This is a genomic window from Leptospira ainazelensis (assembly GCF_016918785.1).
Taxonomy (GTDB): Bacteria; Spirochaetota; Leptospiria; order Leptospirales; family Leptospiraceae; genus Leptospira; species Leptospira ainazelensis.
In genome coordinates, this window is the sequence record NZ_JAFFPT010000079.1 from 546,372 (window position 1) to 560,431 (window position 14,060).

Here is a 14,060-nt window from a genome sequence, read left to right on the forward strand (position 1 = left end):
AATCACTCGTTTCTGGCGCCTCTGAGATTGTTGTTCAGATACGCTCCCACGGCCTTGTTTTTTCCGACTCCCTGTTCCATATAAAGAAACTTGGATTTCAGTTTTTTCTCGTAACTTACGAGATGGTTTTCGTATTCTTTGATCTTCTTGTTGTTATCGGTGACTTGCTCTTCGAGCATCTTTACCTTTCCGGAAACTAAACCGCCCGCATACTGCGTATAAGGTTTTACGTGTTCCAAAAGATCCACGGCGACTCCGGTATCCATCCTCGCATCCGAATTTGTATCGATCGCAAAAAGGTTTCGAACCGCGTCCGGATTTTCAGCGAGTTTGTTTTTGAGTTTTTCTTCGTCGAGAATCAGAAATCCGTCCTGGATATCGGCCCATTTGCTTCCGACGTTTCCGGTGCTGATTCCGATGTCGCTTAACATTCGGACAGGATTTTCACCCGCAACGGGGTAAGAAGAACTCGCGACCGTTTTCATTCCTGCTATCAGACGAAGAACCGTATGTTCTCCGGATAAAAGTCCGGTTTTGGTTTTTCCTTCCCAAAAAGTTTGTCCGATTTCTCCGCCGTCTTCCTTGCCGTCGTTTACTTGTGCGTTCTTATCGACTGCGGTGGATTCTTTAGAAAACTTTAATACGGTATTGTAAGCGGCGACGAATTCCTTGATCATCTCAAGACCCTTATCGGAATCGGTCTTGATATCGATGCTCACGGGGCCTTCCGTTTTTTTGAGAAGGTTCATCGAAACCCCGTCGAGAACGTCCGTCAAACCTTCGTTCTTCGGTCGATTGACTTCGATTCCGTCGACTAAGAATACCGCGTCCTTTGCTTCGGTGATTTCTTTCGCCGGTTTTGCACCTTTGAATTCTCCCGGAACGACTATGTGGAAGTTTTCTAGGACGACCGTCTTTCCGCTCGAATTTGCAAAAAGGATCTTATGGGCTTTCATTCCGGAAGGAAAACTTTTGAGATTGAGAACGATCTTTCCTTCCTGTTTGGAAGCGGTTTCCAAGATCATCTTCTCTTTATCGTTTTCTTTATAAAGAATTCCTAATTCTACTTTGTCTTCCGGCGCAAGCTGCGTCGGAGTGATGAGTTCTATCTTCGTATTCTTCTTCAATTCCGAGGTCGGAATTCCGAATTGAAACGAACCTACGCTTGCTACCTCGATCCATTTTTTTCCATTCTCTTCTTTGAATATAGGTTTTGCGTCTGCGGGAACTCCGTATTTTTCGGATTGAAAGACAAGAATCTGATCCGCTTCGGGAAGAAGTTTGATTTCTTTCGGAGGATCGGCCGGCTCCGTCGCTCCCACAAGACCGGAAGCTTGGAGAATTCCGTTTGTATCTTCGAACTTGAGTTTTCGTTCTTTCCCCGAAAGACCGGCGGTTAACGTAAGAACGTAATTATCGCCGTCCACTTTTACAAGAGCTGTGTTTACAAGTCCTGCCGCCGAAACCTTAATGGCGGAGGCGAGATCACGGATCGTTCCTCCGGAGAATTCGATTTCCTTTTCGGAATCCCCCGAAAAAATTTTAAAACTTCCCGCGGGAATCTGTTTATTCGCGTCCGTTTTATCTCCGGAAACTTGATGGAAGGTCGCGAGTTCTTTCACTTCGATTTTGCGTTTTCCAGCGCTTGCGGAACGGGACGCGTCTCCGCTTACGACACCTTCCGGTTCGGAAACGATATTTTTCATGGCAAAGGGAGCGGTGAATGAGATGAGTGCTCTGGTTTTATTCTGGAGGTCGGTGGTTACGACTTTTAAATCGTTCCACGCTTTGACTTGGGCTTTGTTAAACGAATTCTGTTGTTCAAGTCGGCGAATCGGTTTTCCTTCCAATTCCACCAGTTTTTTTACGATCAAATTCGTATCTTGACCGGAGCTAAGTCCTGGAATCGTAAATGCGGGCATCTTGTCCTCCTAAGTTCTACATCGGTCGAAACGGAAAAAAGATAAGGGAAAATGAAAAAATTGAGGGCTCTAAAAACCAATTGCCGATCTTAGAAATCCGTGGATTTTAGTCCCGATTTTCGTGGGGGAATTATGGTATCGCCTGTTTTGGGAGAATTTTTAGGGACTTTTGTTTTGATCCTTTTGGGAAACGGAGTCGTCGCCGGTGTTTTGCTAGAACACAGTAAATCCAAGGACAGCGGTTGGATCGTGATCACCACGGGCTGGGCCTTTGCGGTGATGCTCGGAATTTTTACTTCAAACGCTTTCGGAAGTCCGGACGCACATCTCAACCCAGCGGTGACACTCGCCTTTGCGATCAAATCCGGAGATTATTCAAAAATGCTCATATACATTCCCGCACAAATCGCAGGCGCTTTTACGGGAGCCGTCTTCAACTTTTTACACTATCTTCCGCACTGGAAAGAAACAAAGGAAAAGGGAAAGATCCTTGCTGTTTTTTCGACAGAGCCCGCGATATCTCACACCGCTTCGAATTTTTTCAGCGAATTCTTAGGAACCTTTTTATTGATTTTAGGAATCGTCTCCATTTTCTCTACGACGATGCAAGGATTGACTACCCATTTCGGAGCGTTCTTGGTTGGGATTCTCGTTTGGAGCATTGGACTTTCGATGGGAGGAACCACGGGTTATGCGATCAATCCGGCGAGAGATTTTGGGCCGAGGCTTGCACACTTTCTTCTTCCCATTCCCGGAAAAGGTCCTTCGAATTGGAAGTATGCGTGGCTTCCGGTAGTCGCCCCTTTGAGCGGAGCGGCGCTCGCTGGGTTTGTGCTGGCCTGGGTAGACTTGAAGTAACCCTAAAACAAATCGTAAAAACGATGCAGTTTAGGATCGAGGTTTTGTAAGTTACATTATGAAAATATAAATTACCAAATCGAGAGAATTTCAAAAAGATTAGAATCGAAAGATTTATAAAGAATGTAAGTCTGTCCGAGTATATTTGGTACGAGACTTCCAAGTCCGTTTCAAGCACTTTACGCAGAAATACTTTGTCGAAACAAAGAAAGACAAAAGGCTTTTAAGGCGCGAACCAGGATTCAACTTTTCAATGAAATCAAGATTAGAAACGATCCCCGTAAAATTACTAATCGGGAAAAGAATGACCATGTCGTTGCCCAAAATAAAACTGCGGACCTGTGGCGAAGTTTTATGACGAGAAAAAATGAAATCAAAAATCCCATAGGAACGGATTTGTATTCGATTCAAATCTACGATTCTTCTTACTTTGTAAACTTTAATCCAAATAAAGAATTCGTAAAATGGGCTGCGATTGAAGTTCAAGATGCAGATTTGATCCCTTCCGAAATGGAAACCATTACGATTCCCAAGGGCCTTTACTCCGTTTTTCTGCACAAAGGTGGAGCAAGTGAAGGACCAAAAACGTTTCAATACCTCTTTGAAACTTGGCTGCCGAATTCAGATTACATTTTAGACAACAGACCTCATTTTGAAAAATTGGGAGACAAATATAAAAACGAAAGTCCTGATTCGGAAGAAGAATTTTGGATTCCCATTCGATACAAAAGATAGAATCGGGCCGTCATTCGCCAAACGATCCAATTCGGTTTTTCCAAACCGTAACTGCGGAAGTAAAACGGATCACAAAATTCTCTTTTGCTCTCCGGACCTTAGACGCGTTACGATCAAGTACTTTTCCGAATCCCGTTAACCCAAGAACGCGAAGAGATATTGATCTCAATTCTTTTTCTTTTAGATGGAATATTCATCCAAGGCTTTCGCATGGAATTCTTAAATCCCTAATTCTTTCCGCTTTTTCCTGAGGATTTTTTCCCACGCCATTCTTTTGGCAGCTTAACGCCTCTGAGTTTTTCCATTTGTGAATTCTCCTTTTTTCCGAGCTTTTTACCCTTGTTCCAATTTTCCTGGAATTCCTGGTATTATCTTGTTACAATTAAACTAACAAGATAGATTGAAAAAAAGAAGAAAATAAAAAATCAATTCGTGAGGGACATTTTTTTCTGACACTCGCCTCGAACCTGCTCCATCACATCGGCGAGAGAGAATTCTCCGAGTTTGGCTTGGAGGGCGGCTTGAGCCTGGGCAAAGATACATTCAAGGGTGGGGAGAATTCCCATTCCAACAAAACAGTCTTGTTTTGGATGATCATGAACGTTAAAGAGACAATCGGAATCTTCGATGGCCCTGTAAATGTCGGAAAGTAGGATCTCTGACGCCGGTTTCGCAAGGCTCGCACCCGGAACTCCTTGCCTCGTCAAAACGAGTCCCGCTTTCTTGAGTTTTCCGGTGAGGGTCCGAACAATGGCAGGATTGGTTCCCACGGATTCAGCAATCGTATCGGAAGTCGTATCTCCCCCGTTCCCGTTCTCCAGGAATGTGAGAATATGAATCGCGACCGCGTAACGACTGGGAATTGCCAAGTTTTTGTTCCTTACACTGTATTCATTGTTTTAGACGAGTCCCTGCCAAGAAGAATTCGGCTTTTCTTTGGAATAAAAGTGATCGGCTTTTTTTGAAGTGCGGGAACTCCCTCTTTTTTTGAGAGAAGAATCGGATTCTTCTCTGGAATTTCTTGAAAAGTAGGAACTCCCTCGACTTTCGTTCCAAAAATGATTTCCTTAAACAACGAGTGCGGGAACTCCCCACTCTCGACATTCTTCCAAAAAAACCGCCAAAAACGTAGGATCTCCTCCGTCCAAAAAGAAGAAGGGAAACAAAGCTGTCATCGAAATCCTTCCAAGAATCATTGACTCCCCGCAAAGGAGGTTTAAACAGGAATAGAATCCCTCCTTCGGTCTTTTCTTCAGGGGGCTTCCCAGAATTTTCAGGATATCCAAGTGTCAAAGCCAAGAATACAAGAACAAGCTCCGACAAAAACGAGCGAAAACGGTTCTTCCAACGGAAATCAATTCGAGATTCACCTCGGCAACCCGAATATATTTTTCGACCGGGAACTTTCCTGGATCGATTTCAACCGACGCGTTTTAGAAGAAGCTAACGACTCGGAAAATCCGCTCCTGGAAAGACTGAAATTCTTAAGTATCACTGAAACCAATCTCGACGAATTCTACATGGTTCGCGTCGCCGGACTTCGAAATTTAGTAAAAGAAGGAAACGACGAAAGAAGCCTCAACGGAGACAGCGCCTCCGAAATTCTCTCCGATCTTTCCGACAAGGTCCGCGTCTTCGTCCGGGAACAATACGAAACGTTTTCCAATACATTAGAAGAATTGAAAGCGGCCGGAATCCACGTGATTCTCAACCCGGAAGAATTGACGATCGACGAAATCAAACAGATCCAAAGTTACTACAAAGAAGACGTATCTCCGATCTTAACTCCCCTCGCAATCGATACGTCGCACCCCTTTCCACATATTCTCAACAAGTCCTTAAATCTCGCGATGGTTCTCAGCACCGACGACGAAAAAACCGGTGGGAAAAAAGATCTTTTCGCGGTCGTACAAGTGCCTTCGGTTCTCCCTCGATTCTTACATCTGAAAACAAAGGGAGACGAAAGAAGATTTTTCCCGCTGGAAGAGATCATCAAACTCCACGTAGACGATCTTTTTTACGGAATGACCGTAAAAGAAATCTATCCTTTCCGAATCATCCGCGACGCGGACATTTCCATCGACGAAGAAAAATCGGTAAAAGATTTATTGATCACGATGAAGGACGAACTTCGCAACCGAATCTGGGGCGACGCGGTCCGAATGGACATTCATCAAGGAACTTCTCCTTTTATCAAAAACACCCTCAGAGAACTTCTCGAACTTCAGGATCACGAAGTTTTCGACGTTGCTTCTCTTTTAAACATCAACGACGCTATGTTCTTCTACGGTTTGGATCATACTTCCAAACTCAAATATCCTTTCTTTCAACAAAAGATGACACTGAAGTTTGATACGCCGGAAAAGATCTTCGAAGCGATGAAAAAGAAAGACCGCCTTCTTCATCATCCGTATCAATCCTTCTCGGCGATCGAAGATCTTTTAAGAATCGCATCCGAAGACCATAGAGTCCTCGGAATCAAAATGACCCTTTATCGTACGAGCGGGGATTCTCCGATCATCCAGTATTTAGGGCAAGCGGCGGAGAATGGAAAACAAGTGACCGTTCTTGTGGAACTCAAGGCCCGTTTTGACGAAGAAAGAAACATCAAATGGGCGCAGAAACTCGAAGCGCGCGGAGTTCACGTAGTCTACGGCGTTGTCGGATTAAAAATTCACTGTAAGATGCTTCTTGTCGTCCGCAAAGAGGACGATCACATGGTGCGTTATGTGCATCTTGGAACCGGAAATTACAATTCCACAACTTCCAAGTATTACACGGATCTCAGCTTTTTTACCGTAAACAAACAGATCACCGAAGACGTTTCTACGATCTTCAATACGATCACGAGTTATGCGAAGATGCCGACGTTAAATCTTCTCTCGGCGTCTCCTCACAACCTCAAATCGACCTTTATTACGATGATCGAAAAGGAAACCGAGAACGCGCTCGCGGGAAAACCCGCAAGAATCATCTTCAAAATGAATTCCCTCGTCGACCCGCATATTATACTTTCCTTATATAAGGCGAGTCAGGCGGGAGTCAAAGTGGATCTTATCATCCGAGGAATCTGTTGTCTCAAACCCGGACTCAAAGGAATTTCCGAAAACATCACGGTCCTTTCGATCGTTGGAAGATTTCTGGAACACACTAGAATCTACTACTTCCATTCGGGAGGCGCCGAGGCGACCTTTCTCGCTTCTGCGGATTGTATGCCCAGGAACTTTGAAAGAAGAATCGAGGTTCTTTTTCCGATTCTCGAACCCAAAAACAAGGATAGAATCAAAAAGATTCTGGACGTTCAGTTGAGAGACAACGTAAAAGCGAGATTCCTCTATCCGGACGGGCATTACAGAAAGAGAACCCTGGAAAAGGACGAAAAGTCGGTCGATTCTCAAATCGAAAGAATGAACTTCGCCGAATAATTACAAAACTTGAATATACGAAATTAGAATTATGACTACGACTTCCACAATCAACAAATCGGAATTAAAATCCCTCATCGGACCGGGAAAAATCTTTTTTAGAAACGACCCGGACTTTGACGAAGCCACCTTTCTTTCCTTCGGAACCGACAGAACGAAAGTTCACAGTCCCGATTTCGAAATCCTCGCCTTCCCGACCAACACCGAGGAAGTTGCAAAAATCGTAAAATACGCTTTCGAGAACGAAATCTCCATCGTTCCCTCCGGAGGAAGAACCGGTTACGCGGGAGGAGCAATCGCGAAAAATCAAGAACTCGTCCTTTCCCTTTCCAAGATGGACAAGGTTTTGGATTTCGATCCCTTTTTCGGAAGTATCAAAGTACAAGCGGGAATGATCACGAAAAATCTCCACAAAGAATCCGAAGAAAGAGGATTTTACTTTCCGGTGGACTTCGCATCCACGGGCTCTTCGCAAATCGGAGGAAACATCGCGACTAACGCGGGCGGTGTGAGAGTCGTTCACTACGGGCTCATTCGTCAGTGGGTTTTAGGTCTTACGGTAGTAACCGGAACCGGGCAAATTTTAGAATTTAACGGAGAAGTGTTGAAGAACAATACCGGATACGATCTCAAACAACTCTTCATCGGATCCGAAGGAACGTTAGGCGTCATCACGGAAGCGACCCTCAAACTGACTACAAAACCTCTGGACAACCGGGTTCTTCTCGTAGCGGTTCCGGATTTTGTCTCCATTCTTTCCTTATTCAAAGAAACCCATCAGGTAAAGGTTCCTCTTCTCGCTTTCGAATTTTTCACCGAATATTGTCTGGGAAAAGTAAAAGCTCATCTGGGAGTTCACGATCCGTTCTCGTCTCCAAGTCCGTATTACGTTTTGATGGAATTCGAAATCGCAGACGAAAGCGACGACGAAAAGTTGTTCGGCTTTTTGGAAACGATCACGGAAAAAGAGCTGATCAGCGACGGAAGCCTCGCTCAAAATTCCAAACAATCGGAAACCTTCTGGAAATACAGAGAAGGAATCAGCGAGAGCATTTCCATCGATTATACGGTTCACAAAAACGATATTTCTCTTCCTCTTCGAAACATGGAACCCTTCCTCGTGGAAATGGAAGCGCTTTTAAAAGACGAATATCCCGGTTTTGAAATCGCTCTTTTCGGTCACGTTGGCGACGGAAATCTTCACCTAAACATTGTTAAACCGAAGGATCTTTCCAATGAAGAATTTTTCAAGAGATGCAAAAGCGTGGATCCGGACATGTTTCGTTTATTACAAAAATATCATGGATCCATCAGCGCTGAACATGGAATCGGACTTTTAAAAAAGGACTTTCTTCATTTTTCCAGAACGGAAGCCGAAATTCTTCTAATGAAAGAAATCAAAAAATCCATGGACCCGAAAAACATCATGAACCCGGGTAAAGTGTTCTGATGATTTCCACAAACGGAGCCGGCGGGAAAAAACCGAGGAAAAAAAAGAAGAAGATTCAATCCGATCATAGGATCGTTATCCGCGCTCTAACCTTGGACGACTACGAAGACGTAAAAGAAATTATGGACATCGTCTTTCCCGAGTTCGACGGCGCTTGGAAAAGAAATCAATACGAATCTCAGATCACAAAATTTCCGGAAGGCCAGATCTGCATCGAAGACAACGGTAAAGTTGTAGGCGCCGCGATCAGCCAGATCATCAAGTGGGCCGATTACGGAGACAACCACACCTATGAAGAAATCGTCGGAAAGGGCGATCTCAAAAATCACGATGAGGATGGAGATTCTCTCTACGGCGTCGATATCTTCGTTCATCCCGAGTATCGCGGTCTTCGTCTCGGCCGAAGATTGTATGACGCGAGAAAAGAACTCTGCGAAAGACTCAATCTCAAAAGAATCGTAGTCGGAGCGTGGATGCCGGGTTATGAAAACTACGAAGATTCTATGACTCCGGCGCAATACATCGAAAAAGTAAGAGACAAAGAAATCTACGATCCCGTTTTATCCTTTCAATTGGCTAACGGTTTTCACGTAAGAAAACTCAAACGCGGCTATTTCGGAAACACAAAGGGTTTTAGCTCTTACGCGGTTCTATTAGAATGGTTGAATATATACTATGAAAAGGAAGAAACGACTCTTATTGGCGGTAAAAAAACCGTCGTCCGAGTGGGGGTCGTCCAGCTTCAGATGCGGCCCGTTACCGGAATCGAAGAATTGATGAAACAGGTAGAATTCTTTGTGGATACCGTCGCGGGATACAACGTGGACTTTGTTCTTTTTCCGGAATTCTTCAACGCTTCCCTTCTTTCAAAATACAACGATCGGAGCCCTTCCGACGCGATGCGCGCGCTTTCCAGCCACACGGAAAGTATCATAGAAAGAATGGTGGAGCTTGCAGTTTCATACAACGTGAATATCATCTCCGGTAGTATGCCGGAATACAGGGACGAAACCCTGCATAACGTTTCTTATCTATGCAGAAGGGACGGAACTTACGAAGAACAGTATAAACTGCACGTAACTCCGGATGAAGATTTCTATTGGGGCGTTAAAGGAGGATACAATCTTTCGGTGTTCAACACGGATTCCTGTAAGATCGGAATTCTTATCTGTTTCGACGTCGAATTTCCGGAGCTTCCTAGAATTCTTGCGGAACAGGGAATGGACATTCTTTTTGTTCCTTTTTATACGGACACAAAGAACGGTTACAACAGAGTTCGTCACTGCGCGATGGCAAGGGCGATCGAAAACGAATGTTACGTCGTGATCTCGGGTTCGGTAGGCGCGCTTCCTCACGTGGAGAATATGGACATTCAGTATGCTCAGTCCGCGGTTTTTACTCCTTCCGACTTTGCCTTTCCTCACGATTGTGTCGCCGCCGAATCAGTTCCGAACACGGAGATGACCCTGATTGCGGATTTGGATCTGGATCTTTTGAAAGAACTTCGTAAAAAAGGTTCGGTCAGAAACCTAACCAATCGTAGAAAAGACTTATACGAACTCAAATGGATCTATGAATCATGAAAACATTTTCTATTACGATCATTCTTCTTTGGATTTTATTTGCCGCCCTTCAGTGGAACGATCCGGATCCTTGGCTCTGGATGCCGCTTTATCTCAGCGTCGTAATATTGTATTCAGGATTCTTAATATATCCTGAAAAAACTAAAATCTGGCTGAGAACTTCTTTGATTCTTTCCGCGATGTTTTCCGCGGGAACGGTCCTTGCGGCGATGCAGATCCAGAATTTCTCCTTTGACGACGAGGTGACGAGAGAAACCGGAGGTCTGATTCTTTCCGCGATCGTTTCCCGCGTCCCGTCGTATATCATTCGGAAGAGAGAGACGAGTGCCGTTTCAAAAGGATGAAATTTTTTCGTATCACGAAAAAAGAAATTTTTATTCGGGTCTGATCTTTCTTTCCTCCGTTTTGATAGCGCTCACGCTCTTGATCTTGGCGACTTCCGGGATTCTTAAATTTGAAATTCCGGGTTTAAGCGCCGTTCAAAAGTTAGTCCTTTCCGTAAGCAAAGAAATCCAAAAACCGAGTTTGATCGGCGTCTTTTTTACTACCCTTTTCGGAGGTTTGTTTTTCTTTTATCTTCCCATCGAATTCTTATACATTCGCGCGACGTATTCCAAACTCGATGGGAGCGATTTGATTTCTCTTCATCTGCTCGGTCTCTTGATCTCGTTTTCGATCAATTATTTTCTGGGAAGAATCGCTGCTCGGGCCTGCATCAAACTGATCAGTCCGAAAAAATTTTATAGAATGAAAGGATTTTTAAACCGCTATGGCGTTTTGGCGATTTTTGCATTTAACGCGCTTCCTTTACCGGCTCCGATCTTGAGTGCAATTCTTGGCGTCATTCGTTATAAGAAAAAAATTTTTTATCCCGTTTTCATCGCAGGACAATTTTCGCAGTGTATCGTGATTCTCTTTTTTGTTCGTTATGTTTTCTCGGGGAAGATTTTTTGAGGAGATCCTACTTCCGTTGTTCGAGCAAAGCTTTTCTGAGATCAAAAACGAAGGAGATCCTACTTCCGTTGTTCGAGCAAAGCTTTTCTGAAATCGAAAACGAAGGAGTTCCTACTTCCGTTGTTTAAACAAAGCTTTTCTGAGATCAAAAACGAAGGAGATCCTACTTCCGTTGTTCGAGCAAAGCTTTTCTAAGATCAAAAACGAAGGAGATCCTACTTTTTCACTTTCCATTCCATAAGTTCTAATTTCCGAGAATTTTTCTAAGCGCTTCATTCTTTTCTTTCCATTCTCCCTTGACTCTAAACCCGGCAGCCAAATATTGAGAATCATTTTCAAAATCGAAATCGACGATGCATAAAAAAACAATTCTGTCCGTCTCTCTTTTCTTCATTTTCCTCTTCTCTTGGGGAGTTCCCGCACAACCTCAGGAAAACACGGAAAAGCAACCCTCTCCCACTCCAAACCCGGAAGAAATAGAAAAAGAAAAATGGTCCAAAGGAACCATTTCGGTCATCGGAAAAAAGAAAAACGATCTCAAACGAATTCCAGGCTCCGCGACGATCATCGAGAAAGAATACCTCGAACAAACCCGTCCGGTCGATTCGATGGAAGTCCTTCGAAGAGTTCCCGGCGCCTCGATTCGATATCAAGATACCGGCTTGATCTTGAACGTAGGCTTTCGAGGAGTGAACAGCGATCTAGGAAGAAAGGTTCTCATTCTTGAAGACGGAATTTTCACATCCCTCAACCCATATTCCGCACCGGAACAATATTATACGCCTAACATCGATCGTATGGAAAGAATCGAAGTGGTAAAAGGATCCGGAGCGATTCTTTTCGGACCTTCTACCATCGGCGGAGTCATCAACTTTATCACAAAACGCCCCCCGAAAGAACCGGTCCTTTCCGTTTCTATGCAAGGAGGATCTTACGGATTCTTCTCTTCTCAAGTTTCTTACGGCGGGACCTTTGGAAATACCGGAATCGATATTTCCATTCTTAGAAAACAAGGAAACGGATTCCGTGAACACCAAGACTTCAGACTCCATGAGGTTTCTTTTAAGTCGGTGACCGATCTGAACGAAAAACACGCGTTCACCACAAAATTCTTAGGAACCGTTCAAGACGCGAATATGACCTATCTCGGTCTTACAACGGCTCAACTCTGGAACAATTCTTCTTCCAATTTCGCGGAACAGGACAATCGCAAACTTCAAAGATATTCCGGCGATCTCGGTCACGAATGGAAAATCACCGATAGCTCCAAACTCGTTACGAAAGTTTATGCTGCCTATACTGAAAGAAATTGGTCTAGACAGAATTACGCTCGCAATACCGGTTCTTATTACAACGTAATTCCGAACAATACGATTAAAGCCTTCGATACCGAGCCTTTCGTAAATCGTACCGGTGATACGGTCTATATGCTGGACGGGGTCGGACATCGAAACAGAACTTATCGTTTTGTCGGCGCAGAATCCAGATATCAACTGGACTATCAGTTTTTCGGCGTCAAAAACCAACTCGATGCGGGGCTTCGTTATCACTACGAGACGGCGGATATAAAATTCCTGGATGGTCCGTCTACTCCCGATTATGCAACCTTTGGAAACGGACTGGGAAGCCCCGCTACCGGGGCCGTCTCTTCGGAATATTCCCTCGCAAAATCCGGACAACTCCGAGACCACGAGGTCAACAATACAAAATCGGTCGCAGGTTTTGCTCAGAATAGTTTTAAATTCTACGATAAATTCTCAGTGATTCCCGGTGTTCGATATGAAACCTTCACTCAAAACCGGACGATTCTCCGTCAACAAGCGATAGACCCAGTCACAAACCAAGCGGATCCGAATTCTCCACCTCAAGAAGTCGACAAAGGAAGTAGAAACGTCTACCACGTCCTCATTCCCGGCCTTGGTCTTACTTACGATATTCGAAAGGATCTTACCTGGTTTGCCGGCGCCCACAAGGGTTTTTCTCCTCCTCGTTATCAGGATGCGCTTAACAATTCCGGAATCATAAATAAAATAGATCCTGAATATTCCTACAATTACGAAACCGGAATTCGCGGAGATATTACAAATTACTTAAATGCACAAGTGACCTATTTTGATTTGAATTATATCAATCAAATCATCATCACTTCTTCCACATCCGGAAATGACTCCGCGACTTCCGCCAAAAACGGAGGAAGGACTTATAGCCGAGGATTGGAAACCAACGTTACATTCGACCCTGCAAAACTTTTCGACGCGTCTTTTAAACTTCCGATCGAATTCATCTACACGAGAGCGGACGCAAAGATGAATCAGTATTCTATCGACACTTCCAAAGTCACCGCAAACCAATCGTTTCTGGACTTCATAGTCACTCAAAAAGATAAAAACGGAAATTATGTTCCCTACGTTTCCAGAGACACTGCCACGGTTTCTTTGGGTTACATCCACCCGAAAGGTTTTTATGCGAGAGCGGAATATCAGTATTTCTCGGCCCAATTCCACGACGATACGAATACAAGAACTGCTTATTGGGCCGATTCCATCACCGATCCTTTAGGGAAAAAAGTATTACAATATTTGAATATCTCTTCGGACAGTTCCGGGGAAACCGGGGTGATCCCGGCTTACGCGCTTGTAAACGCATCTTTGGGATATAAGGATCCGATCAAACGTTGGAGCGTTTTTGTAAACGGTAAAAACCTCGGGGACGTTCGTTATATTTCCGGGCGCATCCCGGAAGGGATTCAAGTAGGACCTTTTCGCCAGATCAATGTCGGAGTTACCTTTGAACTCTGAGAATTTAAGAATGGACCTTTTTTCAGACAAAACCTTTGCAGAGAAGATTTTGGGTGTGAGTTCCTACTTTTTACCGGGAAATCACCCTTTTCTGACGGGGTTCCGGACCGAAAAACGCGGGAACTCCCCAGTTTACGGACTTTTTCGCGGGAGTTCCCGCAAATTCGCCCACCAAAAAGAATTTCGATTGACCAAAATTATGATTTTGAGAATTAGTATCAATATCATAACAACCAGTTCATCGAAAATTCCCCGGGTGTGGGCGAAAGCCTTCTCCCGGGACCTTTTTTCAAAGACATTCAGGAAAAAATACATGGACCTAAAAAAATCACCTC

10 protein-coding genes are annotated in these 14,060 nt (G+C 44.2%); 8 read left to right on the plus strand and 2 right to left on the minus strand.

Going from position 1 to position 14,060, the window contains the following annotated elements; genetic code table 11:
- Positions 1–2 precede the first annotated feature (2 nt).
- Positions 3–1,922: a flagellar filament capping protein FliD gene (gene fliD / locus JWG44_RS21460; RefSeq protein WP_205277053.1), complete on the minus strand. Its 1,920-nt coding sequence runs from the start codon at positions 1,920–1,922 to the stop codon at positions 3–5.
- A 132-nt stretch (positions 1,923–2,054) separates the two neighbouring features.
- Between fliD and JWG44_RS21465 the strand changes: the two genes are divergently transcribed.
- Both JWG44_RS21465 and JWG44_RS21470 read left to right on the plus strand, forming a co-directional pair.
- Positions 2,055–2,780: an MIP/aquaporin family protein gene (locus JWG44_RS21465; protein WP_205277054.1), complete on the plus strand. Its 726-nt coding sequence runs from the start codon at positions 2,055–2,057 to the stop codon at positions 2,778–2,780.
- Between the two features lie 339 nt (positions 2,781–3,119).
- Positions 3,120–3,515 carry a GyrI-like domain-containing protein gene (locus JWG44_RS21470; RefSeq protein WP_232371788.1) on the plus strand — a complete coding sequence of 132 codons (396 nt, stop codon included), beginning with the start codon at positions 3,120–3,122 and terminating at the stop codon, positions 3,513–3,515.
- Between the two features lie 425 nt (positions 3,516–3,940).
- On the opposite strand, the gene JWG44_RS21475 is transcribed toward JWG44_RS21470, so the two are convergent.
- On the minus strand, positions 3,941–4,384 hold the full coding sequence (locus JWG44_RS21475) for an Rrf2 family transcriptional regulator (protein WP_205277055.1): 444 nt from the start codon (positions 4,382–4,384) through the stop codon (positions 3,941–3,943).
- A 417-nt stretch (positions 4,385–4,801) separates the two neighbouring features.
- Here JWG44_RS21475 and ppk1 point away from each other — a divergent pair, with 417 nt between their 5' ends.
- The 6 genes from ppk1 (at position 4,802) to JWG44_RS21505 (ending at position 13,725) form a co-directional block, all read left to right on the plus strand.
- On the plus strand, positions 4,802–6,940 hold the full coding sequence (gene ppk1 / locus JWG44_RS21480) for a polyphosphate kinase 1 (RefSeq protein WP_205277056.1): 2,139 nt from the start codon (positions 4,802–4,804) through the stop codon (positions 6,938–6,940).
- A gap of 31 nt (positions 6,941–6,971) precedes the next feature.
- The gene (locus JWG44_RS21485) at positions 6,972–8,390 is read left to right on the plus strand and encodes an FAD-binding oxidoreductase (RefSeq protein ID WP_205277057.1); all 1,419 of its coding nucleotides are present in this window, start codon (positions 6,972–6,974) and stop codon (positions 8,388–8,390) included.
- Positions 8,390–9,973: a bifunctional GNAT family N-acetyltransferase/carbon-nitrogen hydrolase family protein gene (locus JWG44_RS21490; protein WP_205277058.1), complete on the plus strand. Its 1,584-nt coding sequence runs from the start codon at positions 8,390–8,392 to the stop codon at positions 9,971–9,973. Before JWG44_RS21485 ends, JWG44_RS21490 begins: the two co-directional genes overlap by 1 nt.
- Positions 9,970–10,317, plus strand: a complete 348-nt coding sequence (locus JWG44_RS21495) for a transmembrane 220 family protein (RefSeq protein WP_205277059.1) — start codon at positions 9,970–9,972, stop codon at positions 10,315–10,317. The genes JWG44_RS21490 and JWG44_RS21495 overlap by 4 nt, the downstream gene beginning before the upstream one ends.
- A complete protein-coding gene (locus JWG44_RS21500; RefSeq protein WP_205277060.1) occupies positions 10,298–10,927 on the plus strand; it encodes a VTT domain-containing protein in 630 nt (209 codons plus the stop codon). Before JWG44_RS21495 ends, JWG44_RS21500 begins: the two co-directional genes overlap by 20 nt.
- Positions 10,928–11,280: 353 nt before the next feature.
- Positions 11,281–13,725: a TonB-dependent receptor family protein gene (locus tag JWG44_RS21505; protein WP_205277061.1), complete on the plus strand. Its 2,445-nt coding sequence runs from the start codon at positions 11,281–11,283 to the stop codon at positions 13,723–13,725.
- Positions 13,726–14,060: the final 335 nt, after the last annotated feature.